The 23,245-nt window shown below is 47.3% G+C and carries 22 protein-coding genes, 1 tRNA gene and 1 riboswitch; of the genes, 16 read left to right on the forward strand and 7 right to left on the reverse strand.

All coding sequences use genetic code 11. From position 1 onward, the window contains the following. The first annotated feature begins 303 nt into the window (after positions 1-303). The 8 genes from bioF to PMG25_RS02470 all read left to right on the forward strand — a co-directional run bounded on the left by bioF (position 304) and on the right by PMG25_RS02470 (position 10,647). On the forward strand, positions 304-1,491 hold the full coding sequence (bioF, locus tag PMG25_RS02435; RefSeq protein WP_283765321.1) for an 8-amino-7-oxononanoate synthase: 1,188 nt from the start codon (positions 304-306) through the stop codon (positions 1,489-1,491). Between the two features lie 66 nt (positions 1,492-1,557). Continuing rightward, entirely contained in the window at positions 1,558-2,418 is an 861-nt protein-coding gene (locus tag PMG25_RS02440) for a class I SAM-dependent methyltransferase (RefSeq protein WP_347178727.1), read from the forward strand. Between the two features lie 6 nt (positions 2,419-2,424). Continuing rightward, positions 2,425-3,150, forward strand: a complete 726-nt coding sequence (locus PMG25_RS02445; RefSeq protein ID WP_283765323.1) for an HAD family hydrolase — start codon at positions 2,425-2,427, stop codon at positions 3,148-3,150. 18 nt (positions 3,151-3,168) lie between these two features. Further along, positions 3,169-3,241: transfer RNA gene (locus PMG25_RS02450), tRNA-Ala, on the forward strand. Positions 3,242-3,343: 102 nt separating this feature from the next. Continuing rightward, complete coding sequence (locus PMG25_RS02455) at positions 3,344-7,093, forward strand: hydantoinase B/oxoprolinase family protein (protein ID WP_283765324.1); 3,750 nt, start codon at positions 3,344-3,346, stop codon at positions 7,091-7,093. Positions 7,094-7,368: 275 nt separating this feature from the next. Continuing rightward, a complete protein-coding gene (locus PMG25_RS02460; RefSeq protein ID WP_283765325.1) occupies positions 7,369-8,946 on the forward strand; it encodes a DUF1565 domain-containing protein in 1,578 nt (525 codons plus the stop codon). 305 nt (positions 8,947-9,251) lie between these two features. Next, complete coding sequence (gene dmeF / locus PMG25_RS02465; RefSeq protein ID WP_347178728.1) at positions 9,252-10,196, forward strand: CDF family Co(II)/Ni(II) efflux transporter DmeF; 945 nt, start codon at positions 9,252-9,254, stop codon at positions 10,194-10,196. 112 nt (positions 10,197-10,308) lie between these two features. Continuing rightward, positions 10,309-10,647, forward strand: a complete 339-nt coding sequence (locus PMG25_RS02470) for a hypothetical protein (RefSeq protein WP_283765327.1) — start codon at positions 10,309-10,311, stop codon at positions 10,645-10,647. A 394-nt stretch (positions 10,648-11,041) separates the two neighbouring features. Here the strand turns inward: PMG25_RS02470 and PMG25_RS02475 are convergent, their stop codons facing one another. Genes PMG25_RS02475 through PMG25_RS02490 form a run of 4 tightly spaced genes read right to left on the reverse strand, consistent with a single transcriptional unit; the run spans position 11,042 to position 13,709 of the window. Further along, positions 11,042-11,881 (reverse strand): energy-coupling factor ABC transporter ATP-binding protein, encoded by an 840-nt coding sequence (locus tag PMG25_RS02475; RefSeq protein ID WP_283765328.1) that lies wholly within the window; start codon positions 11,879-11,881, stop codon positions 11,042-11,044. Beyond that, the gene (gene cbiQ / locus PMG25_RS02480) at positions 11,874-12,674 is read right to left on the reverse strand and encodes a cobalt ECF transporter T component CbiQ (protein WP_283765329.1); all 801 of its coding nucleotides are present in this window, start codon (positions 12,672-12,674) and stop codon (positions 11,874-11,876) included. Before cbiQ ends, PMG25_RS02475 begins: the two co-directional genes overlap by 8 nt. Further along, entirely contained in the window at positions 12,658-12,975 is a 318-nt protein-coding gene (locus PMG25_RS02485; protein ID WP_283765330.1) for an energy-coupling factor ABC transporter substrate-binding protein, read from the reverse strand. The genes cbiQ and PMG25_RS02485 overlap by 17 nt, the downstream gene beginning before the upstream one ends. Then, complete coding sequence (locus PMG25_RS02490) at positions 12,972-13,709, reverse strand: energy-coupling factor ABC transporter permease (protein ID WP_430540946.1); 738 nt, start codon at positions 13,707-13,709, stop codon at positions 12,972-12,974. Before PMG25_RS02490 ends, PMG25_RS02485 begins: the two co-directional genes overlap by 4 nt. Positions 13,710-13,982: 273 nt before the next feature. Continuing rightward, a riboswitch (cobalamin riboswitch) is annotated at positions 13,983-14,133 on the reverse strand. 705 nt (positions 14,134-14,838) lie between these two features. Between PMG25_RS02490 and ribBA the strand changes: the two genes are divergently transcribed. Next, a complete protein-coding gene (ribBA, locus tag PMG25_RS02495) occupies positions 14,839-16,512 on the forward strand; it encodes a bifunctional 3,4-dihydroxy-2-butanone-4-phosphate synthase/GTP cyclohydrolase II (RefSeq protein ID WP_283765332.1) in 1,674 nt (557 codons plus the stop codon). Positions 16,513-16,544: 32 nt separating this feature from the next. Here ribBA and PMG25_RS02500 read toward each other — a convergent pair whose 3' ends face one another. Together PMG25_RS02500 and dtd are read right to left on the reverse strand one after the other, a co-directional pair. Next, a complete protein-coding gene (locus PMG25_RS02500) occupies positions 16,545-16,784 on the reverse strand; it encodes a hypothetical protein (protein ID WP_283765333.1) in 240 nt (79 codons plus the stop codon). An 89-nt stretch (positions 16,785-16,873) separates the two neighbouring features. Next, the gene (dtd, locus tag PMG25_RS02505) at positions 16,874-17,317 is read right to left on the reverse strand and encodes a D-aminoacyl-tRNA deacylase (protein ID WP_283765334.1); all 444 of its coding nucleotides are present in this window, start codon (positions 17,315-17,317) and stop codon (positions 16,874-16,876) included. Between the two features lie 316 nt (positions 17,318-17,633). On the opposite strand from dtd, the gene PMG25_RS02510 reads away from it, so the two are divergent. The 3 genes from PMG25_RS02510 to PMG25_RS02520 all read left to right on the forward strand — a co-directional run bounded on the left by PMG25_RS02510 (position 17,634) and on the right by PMG25_RS02520 (position 20,139). Further along, positions 17,634-18,662, forward strand: a complete 1,029-nt coding sequence (locus PMG25_RS02510; RefSeq protein ID WP_283765335.1) for a chlorophyll a/b binding light-harvesting protein — start codon at positions 17,634-17,636, stop codon at positions 18,660-18,662. Positions 18,663-18,785: 123 nt separating this feature from the next. Beyond that, complete coding sequence (gene fldA, locus PMG25_RS02515; RefSeq protein ID WP_283765336.1) at positions 18,786-19,298, forward strand: flavodoxin FldA; 513 nt, start codon at positions 18,786-18,788, stop codon at positions 19,296-19,298. 109 nt (positions 19,299-19,407) lie between these two features. Beyond that, entirely contained in the window at positions 19,408-20,139 is a 732-nt protein-coding gene (locus PMG25_RS02520) for an alpha/beta fold hydrolase (protein ID WP_283765337.1), read from the forward strand. A 200-nt stretch (positions 20,140-20,339) separates the two neighbouring features. On the opposite strand, the gene PMG25_RS02525 is transcribed toward PMG25_RS02520, so the two are convergent. Further along, a complete protein-coding gene (locus PMG25_RS02525) occupies positions 20,340-21,479 on the reverse strand; it encodes a CobW family GTP-binding protein (protein WP_283765338.1) in 1,140 nt (379 codons plus the stop codon). Between the two features lie 194 nt (positions 21,480-21,673). Between PMG25_RS02525 and PMG25_RS02530 the strand changes: the two genes are divergently transcribed. The 4 genes from PMG25_RS02530 to PMG25_RS02545 are packed head-to-tail and all read left to right on the forward strand — an operon-like array spanning position 21,674 to position 23,182. Then, positions 21,674-21,949 (forward strand): hypothetical protein, encoded by a 276-nt coding sequence (locus tag PMG25_RS02530; protein WP_283753483.1) that lies wholly within the window; start codon positions 21,674-21,676, stop codon positions 21,947-21,949. Next, positions 21,946-22,350 carry a type II toxin-antitoxin system VapC family toxin gene (locus PMG25_RS02535; RefSeq protein WP_283765339.1) on the forward strand — a complete coding sequence of 135 codons (405 nt, stop codon included), beginning with the start codon at positions 21,946-21,948 and terminating at the stop codon, positions 22,348-22,350. The genes PMG25_RS02530 and PMG25_RS02535 overlap by 4 nt, the downstream gene beginning before the upstream one ends. Further along, positions 22,347-22,751, forward strand: a complete 405-nt coding sequence (locus PMG25_RS02540; protein WP_283765340.1) for a hypothetical protein — start codon at positions 22,347-22,349, stop codon at positions 22,749-22,751. Before PMG25_RS02535 ends, PMG25_RS02540 begins: the two co-directional genes overlap by 4 nt. Beyond that, entirely contained in the window at positions 22,748-23,182 is a 435-nt protein-coding gene (locus tag PMG25_RS02545) for a putative toxin-antitoxin system toxin component, PIN family (RefSeq protein WP_283765341.1), read from the forward strand. The genes PMG25_RS02540 and PMG25_RS02545 overlap by 4 nt, the downstream gene beginning before the upstream one ends. Positions 23,183-23,245: the final 63 nt, after the last annotated feature.

Below are 23,245 nucleotides of genomic sequence, written 5' to 3' on the forward strand. Positions count from 1 at the left end.
TGCCCTCTCTCTAAATCTCTCTCCCACGGGAGAGAGACTTCTGCTCCCCTTCTCCTGTGGGAGCAGGGGCTGGGGGAAGAGGGCACGATCGTCTGAGTTGACCCATCCATTGAAAATACTAGATGAACAAGATATAAAAGTAATTAAGATTTCCTTCTATTGTAAGTGAAATCAGGGGGAAGAGTCGGAGATTTTACAGGGTTTTAACAATTCCCCCATTCCCTGACCCTCGCCAGAAGTGCTATAGGGTTTTTAATCAGTTTCAACCCCGTGCCCCCGGAACGTCCTTTTATTAATTGATTTATGTCCAACTCGCCTTACTCTTGGCTCTCTCACTCCCTAGAAACCCTTCATCGAGCGCATTGGTATCGCTCGGTGCAAACCTTGGAGGGTTTACCGGGGGCGATCGCCACCCTCAAAGGTCAACAGGTGCTAAATTTTGCCAGTAATAACTATTTGGGGTTAGCAGGCGATCGCCGTCTCATCCAAGCCGCTCAAGAGGCTCTGGAGCAGTATGGCACAGGCAGCACCGGATCTCGGCTCACCAGTGGGCATCGGGATTTACATCAGCAGTTAGAACGCTCTATTGCCCAGCTCAAACAAACGGAAGATGCCCTCGTTTTCAGTTCTGGCTATTTAGCGAATCTAGGGGCGATCGCCGCCCTCGTCGGCCCAAGAGACCTAATTCTCAGTGATGAATATAACCACTCTAGCCTCAAAAATGGCGCTATCCTCAGTAAAGCTACAGTGTTGACCTATGGCCATAGGAATGTTGAAGATTTAACCGAAAAACTCAGAACATACAGAGAAAATTATCGGCGATCGCTGATCGTCACTGATAGCATCTTCAGCATGGATGGCGATCGCGCCCCCCTGCCCCAGTTACTAGAAATTGCCCAAACCTACGACAGTATGCTGCTCATCGATGAAGCCCATGCCACCGGAGTCTTCGGCAGCACCGGAGCTGGTTTAGTCGAGCATTTCCAACTCGATAAACCGGAACTGATCCAAGTCGGAACCCTGAGCAAAGCGATCGGCAGTTTAGGCGGTTATGTGGCCGGATCTTCCGTCCTCATCGACTATCTCCGCAACCGTGCCCCCAGTTGGATTTATACCACCGGTCTCAGTCCCGCCGATACCGCAGCCGCTCAAACAGCCATTGAAATAATCCAAACCGAACCCCAACACCGGGAACAGCTTTGGCAAAATATCCAGTATTTCCAAGATCTGCTGGCTCATCACTGTCCCCAGAGCATTCCCATCGCCTCAGAATCCCCCATTATTTGCCTACCCCTAGACAGTCCTCAACAAGCTTTAGACGTATCAAAATTCCTCAAAACCCAAGGAATTTTCGCCCCTGCTATCCGTCCCCCCACCGTACCCACCAGTCGCATTAGACTCTCCCTCATGGCGACTCATAAGGGAGAACATCTAGAATCCTTAGTCGATGGAATTAAACGGTATAGCGCTTTGGGCGGTCATGAGTCATAGGAAAACTTTTGTAATGTTTGTTAGGATTTCAGAGGCAATCATAACTTGACTGAACACCCGACCAAAATGACGGCACAAAACACCCTTTGGGAACAATACCTGAAACCCATTATCAGCCTCTTTTTAGATAAAGAAGCCCTGATTCAACTGCGTAATCAAATCAACTGGGAACAGGAAGGCGATCGCCTCTCCAACCCCACCCTCAGCTATCCCCCCTACTACAGCAGTCAGAATTTCCACGGCATCAAAAATGGCTATCTGAACCTTGATGCGGCTGTTACCTACGATGCCATTACCCAATATGTAGTTTTTCCCCAAGAAACCTGGGTGAGAGAAGAATTAATCAAGTCCATTGGCGGTTATCCCCGTCGTATTCTGGATCTCGGCTGTGGAACCGGATCGTCTACACTATTACTCAAACAAGAGTATCCCCAAGCGGAGGTAATCGGGTTAGATTTGTCGCCCTATATGCTAGTGATGGCAGAACACAAAGCCCAGCAAGCCCATCTAGACATTCACTGGAAACATGGACTAGCCGAACAAACCCCCTGGGAACGAGAAAGTTTTGACCTCGTAACCGCCACACTGCTGTTTCACGAAACCCCACCAGAGATTACCCAAGCCATTTTACGAGAAGCCTTTCGCTTGCTCACTCCAGGGGGAGAATGTATCATCCTCGATGGGAACCAAAGTAGCCTCCGAGAAGCCGAATGGATTACTAATATCTTTGAAGAGCCGTATATGAAAGCCTTTGCTGCTGGGGATCTTCAGCAATGGATGCAGGACGCTGGATTTGAAAAAGTGAGTGCCGATCCGATTTGGTGGATTAATCAGGTAACGAAAGCCGTTAAACCCTTACCCGATAAACTGGAGATTCGCACGCAAGTAGAGGATAATTTAAGTAATGTCTTGTCGCCAGCATTTTAAGACAAAATGAGTCTTCAGGTTGTTCTTTTTGATTTTAATGGAGTGATTGTTAATGATGAACCCATACACCGGGAACTGATTAATGAAATCTTGATCTCAGAAAATCTGCCACCGAATCCGAGTGATTATAATGAATGCTGCTTAGGACGGAACGATCGCGCCTGTTTGCTGGATTTATTGCAACGTCGGGGGAGAGCTGTTAATGAGCGATCGATCGCTCCCCTCATTGCTCGCAAAGCCGAAGGATACCGGAAAAAGCTGGAAGCTCTCGACACACTGCCCATTTATCCGGGAGTCGAAGATCTAATTTATAAAGCGCGGGTGGCTCGTCTGCGCTTAGGATTAGTGACAGGGGCTTTGCGTTCTGAAGCGGAATGGATTCTGGAGCGAGCCAACCTGCTATCCTATTTTGAGGTTCTGGTGACTGGGGATGAGGTGCAACAGAGCAAACCCAATCCCGAAGGTTATTTACGAGCAGTAGAGCGATTTAATCAACTCGATCCCAGTTTGCAGCTTTCTCCCCAAAACTGTCTGGTGATTGAAGATACTCCGGCCGGGATTTTAGCGGGCCAAAATGCTGGAATGCAAGTGGTCGGAGTTGCCAATACCTATCCTTTTCATATGATTCAACGGCAAGCAAATTGGACAGTAGACTATTTACATGAATTAGAACTCGATCGCGTGCGAGGGGTTTTTGAGCAGTCCACTCTTCCCTTCCCGATGACCGAATGATACAATGGGGATTAACCTGGGGAATTAGCTCAGTTGGTAGAGCGCTGCGATCGCACCGCAGAGGTCAGGGATTCGAGTTCCCTATTCTCCATTTTCGGGTCAAGAAACCAATTATGGGTCTTTTTTCTCTTTACTCATATTCCCCTTGTAGAATTAGACAATAATGGTTTAATTCTTAATTGTTAACTCTTCTATGTCCCATCCTTATTCCGATCGCCTCTGGCATATTTGGATCGATCGCGGCGGCACGTTTACCGATTTGGTAGCTCTGCGTCCCGATGGTGAAACTGTGGTGCATAAATTGCTCTCGGAAAATCCAGAACGCTATGCTGATGCTGCCATTCAAGGCATCCGAGATCTGTTAGGGGTGGGAGCAGATGAGGCCATTCCTAGCCAGAACATTGCAGTGGTGAAAATGGGAACGACGGTGGCAACGAATGCCTTACTAGAGCGAAAAGGCGATCGCACCGTTCTGTTAATCACCCAAGGCTTCCGGGATGCTCTGCGTATTGGCTATCAAAACCGCCCGGATCTGTTTGCCCAAGAGATTAAACTGCCAGAACTGCTCTATGAAGAGGCGATCGAAGTCCCAGAGCGCCTCAGTGCCCAGGGGCAAGAATTGCAACCGGTTAACCTGAACGCTCTTGCGCCCCAACTCCAAGCCGCTTACGATCGCGGAATTCGCAGTTGTGCGATCGCCCTTTTGCATGGCTATCGCTATCCCCAACACGAGCAGAAAGTGGCGCAACTTGCCGAAAAAATCGGTTTTACTCAGATCTCCGTTTCCCATCACGTCAGCCCCCTGATTAAACTGGTTAGTCGCGCAGATACCACCGTCGTCGATGCTTATCTTTCCCCCATCCTCCGGCGCTACGTCAATCAAGTGCAAACCCAACTCCAGGGAAAATCCGGAGATCCGGTGAATCTCATGTTCATGCAGTCCAATGGCGGCTTAGTGGATGCCGAGCAATTCCAAGGTAAAGATAGCATCCTATCGGGGCCAGCCGGGGGCATTGTGGGGGCGGTGCAAACCAGCGCCCAAGCGGGGTTTGAGAAAATTATCACCTTTGATATGGGCGGCACGTCCACCGATGTGGCCCATTATGACGGGGAATACGAACGACAATTTGATACCGAAATTGCTGGGGTGAGGGTGCGATCGCCCATGATGGCCATTCACACCGTCGCGGCTGGGGGCAGTTCCGTGGTCTTCTTCGATGGTTCCCGTACCCGCGTCGGGCCGGACTCTGCCGGTGCAAACCCCGGCCCCGCCTGCTATCGCCGGGGCGGCCCCCTGACGATCACGGACTGTAATGTACTGTTGGGTAAACTGAATCCCCGCTTTTTCCCGGCGGTGTTTGGCCCGGAGGGTAACCTGCCCCTAGATGGCGATCAGGTGCGTGTGGAGTTCCAAAATCTGGCTCAGGAGATACAGAAAGCCACCGGAAAACCACGAACTCCAGAAGAAGTGGCGACCGGGTTTATTGCGATCGCCATTGAAAACATGGCCAATGCCATCAAAAAAATCTCCCTACAACGGGGTTATGATGTCTCCGGTTATACTCTCTGCTGCTTTGGCGGTGCAGGGGGACAACATGCCTGTCAACTCGCCGACACATTAGGCATTAGGCAAATTGTCATTCATCCCTACGCTGGAGTCCTCTCTGCCTATGGCATGGGACTGGCTGATATTCGCATCATGCGCGAGCAAACCATTGAGCAAGAATTGACCGATGGCTTAGTGGTAGAGTTACAAGATTCAGTAATTCCCCAGTTAGTCGAAGACGCAAAAGAAGACTTATCAGAACAACCTTACGATCAGGAAAACCTTATCGTTAAACTCCATCTTAAATACGAAGGCAGCGATACCCCTTTGTTGGTGAATTTTTCTGCATCTTCTCCAGAAACCCTCAAACAAGACTTTGAGCATCAACATCAGCAACGCTATGGATTTACCCTAACCCAAAAAGCCTTAGTCGTGGATATGATTTCCGTGGAAATCGTGCAAACCATGACCCATCCTGAACCAGAAATGCAAGAGCCAGTCAGCGAGAGTTTACCCCCAGAAATGGCACGAGTCCCCGTTTATTGTTCCATACAAAATCCTGTAGGGGCAGGTTCACTAACATCCTCTATGGAAACCGGTTGGCAATATGTGCCGGTTTATGACCGGCAGAAATTACAACCGGGACATACCATAATTGGCCCAGCCTTGATTATTGAATCCACGGGAACCAATGTGATTGAAAGCGGTTGGCAAGTGCAAGTTCATCCCCGTCAACATTTAGTATTAACCGCTTCCTACCGAGATGTAGGGGCGGGTTCACCAATATTTGTGCCTCCCCACCAAGATCTTCGTAAACCCGCCCTTACACCTGGGTGGGAAACAAAACCAGTGAACAAAGATCCGGTACTGTTAGAGATTTTCAATAACCTATTTGGGGCGATCGCCGAACAAATGGGCGTAACCCTACAAAATACGGCAGTTTCCGTCAATATTAAAGAGCGTTTAGACTTCTCCTGTGCCCTCTTCGATCCAGACGGAAACTTAGTCGCCAACGCCCCCCATATCCCCGTCCATTTAGGCTCCATGAGCGAAAATGTAAAAGCCCTCATTCAGGACAAGGGAAACGAGATTAAACCAGGGGATGTTTATCTGTCGAATAATCCCTATAATGGCGGAACCCATTTACCCGATATGACCGTCATTACCCCGGTCTTTTTACCTCAAATTCCCAGAAAACCCTCCTTTTATGTCGCCTCGCGAGGACATCATGCCGACCTCGGAGGCATTACCCCCGGCTCCATGCCACCCCACAGTCAAACGATTACAGAAGAGGGGATTTTATTCGATAATTTCTTGTTAGTAACCGAAGGTGAATTTCAAGGAGATTTACTCATCGATCGCTTATTAAAATCTCCCTATCCCGCTCGTAACTATCAACAAAATTTAGCCGATCTGCAAGCACAAATTGCGGCCAATAATCAGGGAGTGCAAGAATTAGTGAAGATGGTCAATCAGTATGGACTCAATACCGTACAAGCCTATATGGGATATGTGCAAGAGAATGCAGAAGAAGCCGTGCGGACGGCGATCGCCCAATTATCCGACGGTGAATTTACTTATGAATTCGATAACGGAGCCGTTATCCATGTGACTATCACCGTTGACCACAAGCAACGCAACGCCGCGATCGACTTCACCGGCACATCCGCCCAACTATCCAATAACTTTAACGCTCCTAAAGCGGTCTGTCAGGCTGCCGTTTTATATGTCTTCCGCACCCTCGTGAACGACCCCATTCCCCTGAATGCCGGTTGCCTGAAACCCCTGAATATCAAGATTCCAGAGGGTTCCATGCTCAATCCCCAATATCCGGCTGCTGTAGTGGCGGGCAATGTGGAGACTTCCCAGGCGATCGTTGATACCCTCTATGGAGCGCTAGGACTCCTCGCCGCCTCCCAAGGAACCATGAACAACTTTACCTTCGGCAACCCCGATTATCAATACTACGAAACCATTTGCGGTGGTTCGGGTGCTGGCCCCACCTTCCACGGCACAGACGCGGTGCATACCCACATGACCAATTCAAGGCTTACCGATCCAGAAGTCCTAGAACACCGCTTTCCCGTCCGTTTGGAAGAATTTGCCATCCGTCCCCAAAGTGGCGGTAAAGGGCAATTTTGCGGCGGTAATGGCATCATCCGCCGCATCCAATTCCTAGAACCCATGACGGTCGGTATTCTGTCTAACCATCGCAAAATTCCCCCCTTTGGTCTAGCTGGAGGAGAACCGGGAGCAGTAGGTCACAACTGGATCGAGCGCAAAAATGGGTATACCGAAGAACTCGACAGTACCGCCACCGTAGAGTTAGATGCAGGCGAAAAAATCACCATTGAAACCCCAGGAGGAGGAGGTTGGGGAGGTTCCATTAAAAATTAAAAATGATTTGTAAATTGGTAGGGTGGGCAGGAGAGGACTACAATATCATTTAAATTCTACAAGTAGATCCTGTCCCCCTATACAGCGCTTTGCGCTGTATAGGGGGACAGTAGGAAAAGATCCCTCCATTCCCCCATTCCCCTGACGGGAACCCGATCGCCGCGTAAACATTCAGAACAGGCTATCCCTTGAGTCTATACTCCCACAGACTTAGGTGATACCATAATCGGCAACTCTTAAACTATCTTCATACCCTTACCACCAGAGAGGTTCCCTTGAACAGAACGATCTTGAACTCCAGTACAGTTCTATTCACCCTACTGAGTCTGAGCTTGAGTGGGGCGATCGCGCCCAAACCCATTTTAGCTTCTGAGGCGATCGCCCAACTCACCCCAGAAGTCTCCACCGAACGACCCACCCTATGGGTGAACCCCCAAACCGGTAACGATCAAGCAGGAAATGGCACAGCACAAGCCCCCTATCGCACCTTAACCTACGCCTTGCGGATGGCTTCGCCCAATAGTGTAGTGCAACTGGCTCCGGGAACCTATTCTCAGCAAACCGGAGAAGTCTTTCCCATTCAACTCAAACCCAATGTAATTGTTGTGGGCAACCCCGATAATAAAGGGCAAAATGTGATTATTGAAGGGGGCGGACGCTTCATAAGTCCCACCTTTGCCCGGCAAAATATTGCCCTCCTGGGAGCAAACGACGCGGCTCTAGCTGGGGTAACGGTAACCAACCCCAATGGGCGCGGCTATGGCTTATGGATAGAATCGAGTTCCTTAGTCGTCGCCGATAATACCTTTACCGGCAATGTCCATGATGGCATCTCTATCACCGGTCGCAGTGGCTCGGTGATTCGCAGTAACCATTTTACCCGCAATGGAGCCAATGGTATCACCATCTATGGCACATCCAATCCGGAAGTGCGGGATAATGTGTTTGATAATACCGGATTCGGGATTAACATTAATCAGAATGCCAAACCCTTAATTATCAATAATCAAATTATTAATAATCGCGATGGCGTGGTAGTACAAGCCAAAGCCACCCCAATTTTACGGGAAAATCGCATCGAGAATAACCAACGCAACGGGTTAGTCGCCATCTCTGAGTCCCAACCCAATCTCGGTACAGCCAACGAACCGGGTAATAATCAATTCCGCAATAACGGGGAATATGACATCAATGCCCAAGGCGCAAAAAACCTGATTCCCGTCTACGGCAATCAACTGATTACTCGCCGTATTGTGGGTCGTCTTGACTTCCAAGGAACGGCGGCTCTGATTCAACCCGCTCCAGAAACGCCCCGTCGAGTCTCCCCTCCCTCCTTGCTTCCCGCCCCTTCTCGTCGAGTTGCTCCTCCTCCAACCAACACCTCGCCTACCCCTGCACCGATTCCCATCCCCGTTCCTCCTCCCCAGTCCAGCGCTCCCCTACCTCCCCCTCCTGCCCCCCGGCAATCTCCCCTACCGCCTGCCAACCGTAGCTCTTCAGTCACCTCCCAAGTTCCAAACCTTGACCCCCTTCCCGTTCCCAATGTCGATATTCCTTTGGGAGATAACAGGTATGCCGATCGCGTTCCCAACCGAGCCAGTGTGCCGGGAAGTCCTCCCCCTCCCCCGACTAGCCTGGCTTCTGCCTTGGGCTTGCGCTATCGAGTGATTGTTTATGCTTCCTCGACTCAAGACCAAAACCGGGTGAAATCTCTGGTTCCGGATGCTTTCCGCAGTTCTTACCAAGGGCGATCGGTGATCCAAGTCGGGGCATTTGCAACCCTAGAAGAAGCTCAAGAGCGAGTGGAGTTAGTTCGTAGTAGTGGATTACGAGTAGAATTGGTAGAGTTATGAATCATGAATCATGAGTAATGAATCATGAGTAATGAGTAATGAGTAATGAGTAATGAGTAATGAGTAATAAGTAATAAGTAATGAGTAATGAGTAATATCAAGTCCGGTGAATGGGAAAAGACAAGCGGGCAAGATGCCCGCACTCCTGAAATCCCTTGATCTTACTGGAGTGGGAGCGTCTCGCTCCCTAGACTTTTAATGAGGGTGTTTCCGCTTCGCGGACATGAATAACCGGACTTGATATAATGCGTCATAACTCATGGGGAATCAGCCATTCCCCCATTCCCCCATTCCCCTATTCCCCCATGCATATTCATAACCTAGAAGAATGGCAACATTCCCATAATTTCTTAGTCGATCGCCATCAAGCCGAACGCAAAACCCAAATGGTGATCGCTCTGACTGCTGTCACCATGATCGCTGAGATTGTCGCCGGTACGATCTTTGGTTCTATGGCTCTCCTAGCGGATGGCTGGCATATGGCGACCCATATTGCTGCCTTTGGGATTACGTTGTTTGCTTATCAATACGCTCGCCATCATGCTAATGACCCTAAATATACGTTTGGCACGGGTAAAGTTAGCACCCTGGGAGGCTTTGCTAGTGCGGTGGCACTCGCTGTCGTTGCGTGTGTGATGGTGATCGAGTCTATGGGTCGTTTATTCCAACCGGAAGCGATTCAGTTTAATGAGGCGATTATTGTGGCGGTGATTGGTTTAGTGGTGAACTTGGTCAGCGCTTTGTTGTTGGAGGATCATCACGATCATGACCATGAGGATCATCATCATCACGATCATAATCTTCGCGCTGCCTATTTTCATGTGTTAGCGGATGCTTTAACCTCGATTCTGGCGATTTTTGCCCTGCTTGCGGGTAAGTTTGTGGGTTGGATCTGGATGGATGCAGCGATGGGGATAGTGGGGGCGATGGTGATTAGTAAATGGTCTTATAATCTGTTGCGAGAAAGCAGTGCTTTATTGCTCGATGGGGCGATCGATAAACAAACCAAGCTTGATATTATTAATCGCATTGAACAGGATGCAGATAACCGAGTGGTGGATTTGCACGTTTGGAATTTGAGCGAAGACCATTTAGCCGCTACGATTTCGGTCATTACCCACTATCCGCAAACCCCGGAACATTATAAGACTCTCCTACAACCCATTTCTTCCCTTTCCCATGTGTTAGTTGAAGTCAATCCCTGTCAGGGTGAACCTTGTGTAGAGGTGAAAAGCGTTTCTAGGGTTTAGGTTGGGTTCGCCTTCTATAGATATGGGGGGCGATCGCCTAAACCGATTTAAGATCACTGTTTTTACATTTCTGAGTTATGTTAATCAATTTAGGCATGAAGGACAATAATTTATGATCAATCCTTGCACAATGAGGGAGTTTACCCTAATCGGTTTGCTAGGTTGGGGGATGTTGATGACTCCCATGGCTAGAGCGCAGTCTACCTCTGCCGATCCAGTCTATCCCGAACAAGCTGTGACTGATATTCTAGATAATTGTCACCAACAAACAGCTCAGTTTTTACCCCCAGATTTCATAGAACCGTTATGTCAATGTGTGCTAACTCGGTTTCAAGCTGAGTTTAGTTATACTGACTATGAACACCTGATTGATGAGGCTGAGAAAACCGGAGAAGATCCTCCCCAATTCAGTCAAATCGGTCGAAAATGTGCCCTTGAGCAATTGATTTAATCTCGCCAACAATAGTGCTTCGCTTGGGTAATGGGTAAAAGAATAAAATAGCCCCCCCTTTTTTTTAAGGGTTGGGGAAGTCGTAATCAGTCATTTTAATTCAATTTCACTTGAGATGTAAACTTGGAATGCCCTCTCCCTAAATCCCTCTCCCACGGGAGAGGGACTTTATTACCCCCTTCTCCCACGCTTGTCTTGTAGGGGTTTCATTGAACTACAATTTGGTATGTAGGGGCGAACGGCCGTTTCGCTTTGCGACATGAAACGCCCCTACAGATGGTCAACACACCAGCAAACGTTGCCATATTGGATGATTTTTAGCCAAATTGACAGGTTATCTTAAAACCCCTACAAGATTAGCTCCCACGGGAGAAGGGGGCAGGGGGATGAGGGTTTACAATTCATTAAAAATTGTTTTCCACTCCTGCAATGTGCGCGGAATTTGCTGCACTTGAGGACGGAAAGAAGGGGGTAAAGAGTGCCAGGCTTCCCAGAGGGTGGGGATACCTAAACCGATTTCTGAGAGTCGTTTTTGTTGAGAAAAAACGGTTTCGGCTGCTCCTTCGAGGATGAGTTTTCCTTGGTTGAGAATGATAAACCAGTCTGCCCATTGATAGGCGAAATCTAGGTTATGGGTGGCGATCGCGATCGTGGTTCCCTTTTGTTCGATTTTGTGCAACTCTTGGACTAAGGTGCGGATTTGTTGCGGGTCTAAGTAGGCGGTGGGTTCATCGAGTAACAGCAGTTGGGGATTTAACACCATTACCCCGGCTAGGGCAACTCGGCGTTTTTGCCCTAAACTGAGGTGGTGGAGGGGAGTGTGGGCAATGTCGGTGAGTTGAAAATCGGCGATCGCCTGTTCAACCCGGTAGCGAATTTCCGGTTTGGCTAATTTGAGGTTGCACAGTCCATAGGATAGATCTTCGGCTACGGTTCCCGCAACAAGCTGATGTTCTGGATTTTGAAAGGCTAATCCCACATTTTGCCGCCATTGTTTCAGGGTTTGGCGCTGGTAATCTAGGGGTTTTCCCTGCCAGAAAATGCTTCCGCGATCTACAGGGTATAATCCCGTCATCAGTAAAAATAAGGTTGACTTTCCCGAACCATTGTGCCCTAAAATTGCCGTTTTTTGATGGTGGGGAAGGGTAAGACTCAGTTGCTCAAACACTTGATGAGACTGTCCTGAGTAGTGATAGGTCACGTCCCTGAGTTCCAGCAAACTCGGATTATCCATGTGCGATTCCTGACAGTTCTAGAGACAGCAAGAAGAACAAGCCCAGGAGGGCTTCCCATTCATAACGGGGCGATCGCTCATAGTTTCGCATTGACAAAACCACAAATTTATGATCAAATCCCCGTGCAGTCGCCCCCAAAGAAAAGCGATGATAATCTGTTAACGTTCGATGCAACAATTGCCGAATCAACAAACTCACACTCCGCAAACTTTGAGCAAAATCACCATATCCTCCCCGCGCTCTTTGTCCCAAACGCAAATCAGAAACCGTTTTTTGCAGTACCCAAATCAACCGATACATTAACAAAATCAACTCCAACAACAGTTCCGGAAAACGCCACTGACGCAACACTTGAACCATCTCCACCATCGGAACCGTCAACATCAAGAAAAAGAAGCAAGACAAACAAGCAACTGCCCGTACAATTAGCCGGATAAACAAATCCAAAACGCTTTGGGAAATCGACCAATAGAGCGTACCCGTTGACCAACCGATCAAGACTCCAGAACTGTCTAAATTTCCCCCTTCTACTAGACGCACATCAATCAGAAACGCCAAGGAACTCATCAACACAAACGTATAGCTTCCCAAAAGCAACTTCAGATAGAACTTCATCGGAATTTTAGCGTACCCAATTGTCCAAACCGCCATCCATAAACTGAGGGCAATTTGTGTGATGGGTTGACTCACCAAAGCCAACCCCAACATCAGCAAAGAAAACCCCAGTTTTTGACTCGGAGGCAACCGTCTTAAACCATTTTGATACGCCCAAGTATCAGTCGGTAACGTCATTTTCCCCAGAAGGATTCGGCTCAGAACGTCCCCGATACCATCCGATTCCGTATCCGATAATTCCCGCGCCGAAAGCTGCTTGCAGGGCGAATAATAAACTCTCGGTTTCACCCCCTGGCGGTTCTAAAATCGGTTCAAACCAGGGTTCATACTGAGGATTAACTTCGGTAATGGCTTCCTCTGCTTGGCCATCGGCTCCACCAAATTCACTATCCTTAACTATCATTAGAGGCAAAATGGTTAAGCCAATGACGGCTAACAATAACAGACCATTAGGCCATTGATGCTGTTGTGTTTTCATACCGTTTCTGATTCCATTAATTTCAAGAGTTTTAATTCTGGTTGAGAGTAGGACATTAAGCCATTCCAGACCATCACCGTTAACAGTCCCTCAATAATGGCCAGGGGAATTTGAGTGACGGCAAAAATACCGGCAAACTTGAGAAAAGCGACCCAAATGCCTCCATTTTCCACGGGAAAAGCTAAGGCAAGTTGTAGAGAAGTGACCACATAAGTGGCTAAGTTTCCTAAAGCCGCAGCCAGAAAAACAGCCAGAGTTTGCCGTTGACTCAGCCCCATGACCAAGCGATAAATACCAAAGGCCACAAAGGGGCCAACCACTGCCATAGAAACGGCATTTGCGCCCAATGTGGTGAGACCACCATGGGCTAAGAGTAAGGCTTGAAATAAGAGAACCAGAGATCCTAAAACCGTCATGGTGGAGGGGCCAAATAGTACGGCCCCTAAACCGGTTCCGGTGGGATGGGAGGAACTACCGGTAACTGAGGGAATTTTCAGGGCTGAAAGGACAAAGGCAAAGGCTCCCGATAGAGCGAGTAGGAGTTTAAGTTCGGGATATTTTTGCACCGTTTGGTTAATACGAAAGAGTCCCAAACCAAAGAAGGGCAGAAACACAACCCACCAAAAAATAACCCAAGGTAAGGGCAGAAATCCTTCCATAATATGCATCGCTTGGGCAGGTGCGGGGAAGAAGGCTAAAAGTAGGGTAAAACTGAAGGCTAGAAAACTGGCCATCAGCCGAAACAAGAGCTTGCGATGGTTCATAAATTCAGACAAACAACAATAATTTTTGCAGGGGAACTCTAGTATTGAGTTCGTGTAAGATGGGTACTTTTTGCCGTGATGAAGATCCCCCTAAATCCCCCTTTTTAAGGGGGACTTCCCTTACTCCCCCCTTTTTTAAGGGAGGTTGGGGGGGGTCAAGATCTGGAGAGAAAAGGGATAGAAGAGAAAAGCAACCCAAAGGAATAAACTTGCGACATGATTCTGTACCTCGCAGAATGGTGATTAAATAGACTTACTTTGGCGGGCATCCTGACTTAGAGATGATTGGGACTCCATCTCCTTACAGTTGCGGGACAGCGTTGGATTTGCACCAAACTTTCCCCGTTACCTCTGATGGCTGCTCCCCATCAGAACCGAAGCAGGGTTGATTATACCATGATGTCGGGGCGAAAAATTTTTCATTCCTACTGGATTGTTTCAGCTCATTTGATGCTTTAGGAATGGGAGCGTCTCGCTCGCTTATTCCTTACTAGCGAGGGAGACGTTTGTCCTTTCCGCTTCGCGGAGATGAACGGACACGCTACGCTTTCATGTCCGCGAAGCGGATACGCACTCCAGAAAACCTATTGCCCTATTTTAGTTCGTAGATTTTAGGTGCGTTACGCTTCGCTAACACACCCTACGGCAAGGACTATTAAACGCATCATCATAGAGAAATGGTATTATCGTAAGCAAGTTTGGCCCCCTTGTTTTCTCCTAATTCCAGAAGTAACTTTTGAAATTGTTGCCAACTGATATTATTTAAGATGATGTTGTGAGATGGGACTTGATGCCGATGTTCAGCGATCTGCATAATTAGGTTTGGAAGGTTTCTTTAGACGGTAGGGCATCTGTTAGCAGTAGCAAGCCCTTGGCGCAACTGGGCAATGACCTCTTGTGCAGCAGCACTAAGCTTTTCAGCACGTTGTACATCATAGCCTAATGCTGCAAATGCTATCCAAGAGTATTATCCACGAGCGATCGCACCGTAGCGAAATACAGAGGAACTTTCCCCCATCTGGAATTTCTCCTTGTCTACCCCTCTCCCCATTCGCGGTACAATAACAACCACACTCTCGATCTGCTACACCTTCTCACTGTGACTTCTTCTCCTTCCTTTCAGTTTGACTCTATCGAAAGCGCGATCGCCGACCTCAAACTCGGTCGGATGGTGGTCGTGGTTGATGATGAAAATCGGGAAAATGAAGGCGATCTCGTTGGGGCTGCCCAGTTCGCGACCCCGGATATGATTAACTTTATGGCGGTTTATGCGCGGGGTTTAATCTGTTTGGCAATGATGGGCGATCGCCTCGATCAACTTGACCTCCCCCTCATGGTCACCCACAACACGGATAAAAATCAGACTGCTTTTACTGTCAGTATCGATGCTTCCCCAGAACTGGGGGTGAGTACCGGAATTTCTGCCGAAGACCGGGCCCGCACCATTCAAGTAGCCCTGAACCCCCAAACTCGTCCCTACGACTTACGCAGACCGGGCCATATTTTTCCCCTGCGATCGCGGGAAGGGGGAGTCTTAAAACGCGCTGGTCATACGGAAGCTAGTGTGGATTTAGCCCGGTTAGCGGGTCTCTATCCCGCCGGAATTATCTGCGAAATTCAAAACCCCGATGGCTCCATGGCCCGACTGCCGCAACTGATCCGCTATGCCCAATATCATGAACTGAAAATTATTAGTATTGCCGATCTGATTGCCTATCGTTTGCAACATGAACGGTTTGTTAAACAAGAAGCATTAGCGAGTCTGCCTACCCAATTTGGACAGTTTAAGATCTACGCCTATCGCAATACTTTAGATAATTCTGAACATATTGCCATAGTCAAAGGCGATCCGAGTGAATTTGCCCAGCAAGTGGTCACCGTGCGGATGCATTCAGAATGTTTAACCGGAGATGCATTAGGCTCCCTGCGCTGTGATTGTCGGATGCAACTACAAACGGCCTTGAAAATGATCGATCATTCGGGAGCGGGTGTGGTGGTCTATTTGCGTCAAGAAGGGCGAGGCATTGGTTTGGTAAATAAACTCAAAGCCTATATGCTCCAAGATCAGGGTTTAGATACGGTAGAAGCGAATGAAAAATTAGGCTTTCCGGCCGATTTACGCAACTATGGAGTCGGGGCGCAAATTTTGAATGATTTAGGGGTGAAAAAATTCCGTTTGATTACCAATAATCCGCGCAAAATTGCTGGATTAAAAGGCTATGGTTTAGAGATGGTCGATCGCGTGCCTCTATTAATTGAAGCCACGGATTATAATTCGGCCTATTTAGCTACGAAGGCGCAAAAATTGGGTCATTGGTTGTTGCAAACCTATTTAGTCACCGTTGCTCTAGAGTGGAAAGATCCCAATCCTTCGGTAACTCAACGGTATGAATGGTTAGAAAAACTGCGCTATTGGGCCGATCGGGAAAATTTACTGTTGCAGGAAGAAACGCGGCCAGTGGCGATCGCCCTGTTTACCCATCCGTCCTTAATCGTTCATTTAGGCTTCGATCAACCCTATAGCGATCCCATGGAATGGTATCACGATCGCGAACATCCCTATTCCCAGGCGATCGCCTCCTGGTTAGATTTGCTCATAGATTGGTCACCGGTTCAGCGCTTGGAATTTCTCGTCAGCGATGGATCAGACCCCCTTGATGGTCTGCAACTGAAGCTACAAAGACAACCCTGCGATCCCCAAAAACTAGCCCCCTCGTCCCTGTTTGAGAATCTGGAAACCCAGAAAATCTATAGTTTTAGTATAGGGAGCTAATTCGAGATGCGATCGCCGATTCAAGTTTATTGTTATTCTTGTGTTTGACCCCCACTTTGCTCTTGTTCAAGGGCCTCTTCGGTGCGTTCATAGGGGTTGGTTTTCCGCTCCCATTGGGGAATTAAGCCCACCAAAAATTTATTCAGCGTCACGCGAGTTTGTTCGCTTGCAGGGCCTAAAGGTTCCGGCAGAAAGCGATCGCCGAGCAACACAAACACTAAAAACAGGATACTCGACAGAATTAACCAGGGTTTCAAATAGGCAAATTTCATCTTCATTTCCTCATCATTGGGCATTCACTAGCCCTAGTGTTCCCTAGCTTTTAGTAAATCCTTTCATGGGATATTAATCCAATTCAGCCCTACTCTAAAAGCAAGGTCACGGGGCCATCATTATCAATTTTAACCTCCATCATCGCCCCAAATTCCCCTGTTTCTACCCTTAAACCGCTCTGCTTGAGCAGGCTGACAAACTTCTCATAAAGAGCTTTCGCCGGTTCCGGAGCAGCAGAGCGATCGAAAGAGGGACGACGACCTTTACGACAATTTCCATACAAGGTAAATTGACTCACCACCAACAGTTCACCCTCGATCTCTTGTACGGATTTTTGCCAACGGCGATCGCTCCGTTCTGGATCGGGAAAGAGCCGCAATTCAAGACATTTTTTTGCCATCCATTCTAGGTCTTTCTCCGTGTCTGTGTCCGTAATGCCCACGAGCAAGTTTAATCCCCGGCCAATTTTACCGATAATCTGGCCATCCACGGAAACGGAAGATGCAGTGACTCGTTGAATTAGGACACGCATAGGGCTAGGGAAGATGCGTTAAGGGGGCGATCGCGCTTATTGCTCTAATTTAGCACATCTCAAGGTTTTCAATCTTATTGATACTAATTCTAAATAGTCATCTCAATTCCCTACACAAGAGAGCCTCAACACTCTCACCAGCGATCCCTGAAAGCCAGTAAAATCAAGAGATTTTCTTCTTATCACTCCCCACCACCCATATCTTTACAAAACTTTACACCTCTGCAATTGACAATTATTCTGAACTGAGTTTGAATGGGTAACTGTTGAGAGAAATTCTCAACAGCTAACGCGCTCTGACTCAGTTAACGATCCTATGCAAACCTACGACAACCCCAAAGTCACCTATGACTGGTGGGCAGGCAATGCAAGATTTGCCAACCTTTCCGGGCTATTTATCGCCGCCCATGCAGGGCAAGCAGCCCTTATCGCATTCTGGGCAGGAGCCTTTACCCTATTTGAAATGTCGGGATTCGATCCCAATCAATCCATGGGCGAACAAGGACTCATCCTTCTTCCCCACCTAGCCACCCTAGGCTGGGGAGTTGGTGAAGGGGGGCAAGTCACCGACACTTATCCCTACTTCGTCATTGGAGCCATTCACCTCATTTCTTCTGCCGTGCTAGGAGCTGGAGCCTTATTCCACACCTTCAAAGCACCAGAAGACCTCAAAACCGCTCAAGGTTTTGCGAAGAATTTTCATTTTGATTGGGAAAACCCCAAACAATTGGGCATCATCCTAGGACATCATCTCTTATTTCTCGGCATGGGAGCCTTCTTGCTCGTGGGCAAAGCCATGTACTGGGGAGGGCTTTACGATAGCACCACGGAAATCGTCCGCATCATTAGCAACCCCACCCTTGACCCCTTAATCATCTATGGGTATCAAACCCACTTTGCCAGCATTAGCAGCTTAGAAGATTTAGTGGGCGGTCATATCTATGTGGGCATCTTACTCATCGGTGGTGGGATTTGGCACATTCTTGTCCCTCCCATGAACTGGGCCAAGAAAGTCCTCACCTTTTCCGGTGAAGCCATCCTCTCCTACTCCTTGGGTGGCATTGCTCTGGCGGGTTTTGTTGCCGCTTACTTCTGTGCAGTCAACACCCTAGCCTATCCCGTCGAGTTTTATGGCCCCGTTTTAGAAGTGAAATTGGGAATTGTTCCTTATTTTGCCGATACCGTCGATTTACCTGGAGGCACTTATAGCTCCCGGTGTTGGTTAGCAAATGCCCATTTCTTCCTCGCCTTCTTCTTCCTGCAAGGCCATCTGTGGCACGCTCTACGGGCAATGGGATTTGATTTCCGCCGCGTAGAACAAGCCCTCAACGCCGTGGAAGGATAATCCGACTCTTTTGGGTCAGTCAGTTGTTTTAATTCTCTCCTCTTTTAGTGAGGGGTTTCTAGGAAAAGTCAAGACTGAAATCCCTCTTTTTGTATTCATTGATCGTGAAAGGATAAGGTAAAAATGGCAAACATTGGACTATTTTTCGCAACGCAAACCGGCAAGACCGAAGAAGCAGCAGAAGCCATTCAAAAGGAATTTGGCGGTACTTCTGTGGTCGCCCTACATGATATGGCTGATGCTAGTGCAAGTGATTTTGAGGGCTATCAATATTTGATTATTGGTTGTCCGACTTGGAACATTGGCGAACTCGCCAGTGATTGGGAGGGGTTTTATGATGACCTCGATGCTATTGAGTTTAGCGGGAAAAAAGTGGCTTATTTTGGTACAGGCGATCAAATTGGCTATAGTGATAACTTTCAAGATGCGATCGGCATTTTAGAAGAGAAAATTGCTGGTTTAGGGGGGCAAACAGTGGGCTATTGGCCGACTGATGGCTATGAGTTTAATGAATCTCAAGCTGTGCGGAATGGCAAATTTGTAGGATTGGCTCTTGATGAAGATAATCAACCAGAGTTGAGTGCAGAACGAATTCAGACTTGGGTCGCGCAAGTTCAGAAAGAGTTTGGTCTCTAAAATATAGAACGGTTAAAATTCACCGTATGTGTTCGATCGGGTAAGTTTAATCCCCACATTATGTTTAAGCTTACCTTTATTTTTCGTTATTTTTTTCTAGGAATTATTCATGACTCAATTACCTGATGTTTTGTGGATTAATGTCAATCCCAGTTTTCGCCGCTTCCATCGTCCCCTGCTGAGGCTATTATCTGCCCATGTCCCCCTGGCAGAATGGCAGTATGAGCAAACAGAAGATGAGGGAACTTGCTTAAATCAGGGGTTGAGATTGCTTCATCATCATATTCAGCAGTACGATCGCCCCTTACACCTACTTGGTCATGGTACGGGAGGCTTGTTAGCTCTATTGTATGCTCGTCGCTATCCGCAAAGCGTGCGATCGCTCTCCTTGCTTTCTGTGGGGGTATATCCGGCGATCGATTGGCAAGCCCATTACTATGTACAATTGGGCTTACTGCCCTGTTCCCGCGATCGCATCTTAACCCAAAGTGCCTACAATCTCTTTGGGGTTCATTCTCCCCCCGTCATTGCCGAATTAGTCAGCATCTTAGAAAAGGACTTAAAAACCTCCCTCTCTCCCCATTCCCTCTATAGACGCGCTCAAATTCTCCCCAGTGAACTCGATCCTCCCCTCTTCGTCAGTCGAGGAAACCAAGATCTAGTCGTCGATCCGAGCTTATTTGAGGGATGGAAACCTTGGTTAAAAGAGGGCGATCGCCTTTGGGAATGTCCCCATGGACGCTACTTTTTCCACCATACCCATCCCCAACCCGTCAAACGGCAGATTCTCAACTTCTGGAAATCCCTAACCCCACTCTACTCCATCCTCAAAAGTGCTTAAAGCTCACTTTAGGAGTGCGAGCATCTTGCTCGCTTATTCCTTACTACTGCCGTGACAACCCTAAAATGGTGGGTTACGGCGGATTGATAGATTGCTGTCAGAGTCTAGGTTTTAGCCGCCTAACCCACCCTACGCTAATGCACATTTTTAGCTGTGTCACGGCACTAGGGTGCATTAATCACGCACCCTAAAGGACTAGATTACCCTCCAAAGCCTCTACCCCGATGGGTAGAAGGTAGGGTTAGGCAATTATTCAACTGGGAAAGTAGAGTTTCTTGATCCAAATCTTGACCAATTAACACAAGCTGGTTTTTCGGTTCCCCTTTCCATTCTTGATCGTCAAGGGTAAACCGTTTACCACTCAGGTGAAAGATATGGCACATGGGGCTTTCATCAAACCAGAGTATTCCCTTAGCGCGGAAGATATTCGGCGGTAAGTTATGATCGAGAAACTTTTGAAACTTCTTAATCGAGAAGGGGCGATCGCTCTGAAATGAAATCGACATAAATCCATCATTTTCCAAATGGTTAGAATGATGATGGTGGTGATGGTCATGATCGTGATGGTGGTGATGGTCATGATCATGATCGTGATGGTGGTGATGTTCATGGTCATGATCGTGGTGGTGATGATGGTCATGATCATGATCGCGATCGTGGCTATGATCATCCTCTTGCTCAAAGTATTTATCCGACTCAAACAAACCCACACTCAAAATTAACGGTAAAGAAACCTGACTTTTCACCGTCCTTAAAATCCGAGCATCCGCCTTAATATCGCGGATTCTCACCTCCAAACTATCTACATCCGCTTCATCAACCAGATCGGTTTTATTCAAAAGGATAATATCCCCATAGGCAATCTGACTATAGGCCGCTTCCGAATTAAACAAATCTAAGCTAAAATTTTCTGAGTCCACCAGGGTAACAATGGAATCGAGACGGGTGAGATCGCGCAATTCCGTACCCAAAAAGGTTAGCGCTACGGGAAGGGGGTCAGCAATTCCTGTAGTTTCCACCACCAAATAATCGAGATGTTGCTGACGCTCTAGGACGCGATAGACTGCATCAGCCAATTCATTATTAATCGTGCAGCAAATACAACCATTACTCAATTCCACCATATCTTCATCGGTGGAAATAATCAGTTCATTATCAATTCCTATTTCGCCAAACTCATTCACCAGAACGGCTGTTTTTATTCCCTGTTGGTTACTGAGAATGTGATTGAGCAGGGTAGTTTTCCCGCTTCCGAGGAACCCCGTGATGATGGTTACTGGTAGAGGAGGTGAAGCGGTGTCTTGTTGTTCAGAGGGTTTGGAGGTTACTGCTGAGGTCATAATGCTACTGTGAAAACGATTCTCAATTCTCCTATTATTACCCATAAACAGACAATTGGGCGATCGCCTGACCCATCCAGTCGATCCGGGCGATCGGTCAAGGAGAAAACAAGATACAATTGATACGTTACAATATTGACAGGCCAGCTCAATACGGATAGGATAGAATTAGAAAACCTAAAAATTAAGCCAAGATGGAAAACACAATTACGATCGCTCTCACCCCAGAAGGTAACTTAGAACTCCCTCCAGAAATTCGAGAAAAATTTGCTAACGGCGAACAATACTCGGTATTGACAACAGAAGATTCAATTATTTTCAAAAAGAACCCCATATCTTCATCTTCTATTCAGAACAATCACTTACCCTTAATTCCAGAACAACCCTATGCCTACTATGCCGATCCAGAAGAACCTGCCATCCCCTCAGAAGACTGGAATATGGAAAATGAAGATCAAGGCATTTTATGATTATTTTGGACACTCATATTTTAGTTTGGTGGATACAAAATGATCCTCAATTAAATTCCTATCACCGTGAATGTATTGAACAGGAAAGAAGTAATGGATTAGGCGTTTGTACAATCAGTTTAATTGAGATAGCTAGATTAGTCAGTGCGGGCCGAATTATTCTGCCTATACCGATCGCTCAATGGTTCGAGATCGCCCTAGGGCAAGAAGGCGTAATGCTGATATCAATTACACCAGCTATAGCAATTGAGGCTCAAACCTTACCTGGTGATTTTCACAAAGATCCAGCAGATAGAATCATTGTTGCCACAGCCCGATTATCTGATGCTTCTATTGTGACCATCGATCGGAAAATACTCAACTATCCCTATGTTCAAACAATTCTACCAACGATCCCTTGATTGTTTTCTCTGCGATCGCCTGGCACTTTTTTCGCCACAAAAAGCTGACAACCCTTATCCAGTCTGAGTTTCAGACTTGTACAGCAAGTACCAAAGTCAAACCTGCTATGATTGGTACTGGAAAACCTAGAACTCAAGCCAAGATGGAAAACACAATTACGATCGCTCTCACCCCAGAAGGCAACTTAGAACTCCCTCCAGAGATTCGAGAAAAATTTGCTAACGGCGAACAATACTCGGTATTGACAACAGAAGATTCGATTATTTTTAAGAAAGTCCCCCAATTGGACTGGGATGAATTAAGGCAAAGGAGGAAAAGATTAGGTGACGATCCTAATCCACTAACCAATGAACAGATCTGCGAAATTGTACGGGAAGTCCGCCGGGAACAAAAACAATGAAAGTTGTTTTTGATACAAATATTTGGGTTTCAGCTATTATTTGGGGTGGGATTCCCGATCGCATTCTCTTGCTGGGCGAAACTCAGAGCATTACCATCTCTATGTCACAAGAATTATTGAATGAATTAGAAAGAACATTTAGTAAAAGCAAACTTCAACCCAAATTACAAGCATTAGATTTGACGGTATCTAGTGTGATGAACTTAATTCGAGAATCAGTAATTGTATACCCTATCGATGAAATCACTGTACCTAATCTTAGAGATCCAGACGATAATATTGTTGTGGCTACAGCGATCGCCGCTCAAGCCGATGTGATGATTACAGGCGATCGCGATTTACTAGTTTTAGAAACCTATCAGGGAATCAGTATCATGACAGCGAAAGATTTTTTGCAAAGCCTTGAAACAGGAGACTTTCAGGAAAAATAGTTTAAATTATTACCCATTACTCATTACTCAATTTGGTATGATGAGGGCTGACCCATTGGAAAG

This window comes from Roseofilum capinflatum BLCC-M114, assembly GCF_030068505.1.
GTDB classification, from domain to species: Bacteria; Cyanobacteriota; Cyanobacteriia; order Cyanobacteriales; family Desertifilaceae; genus Roseofilum; species Roseofilum capinflatum.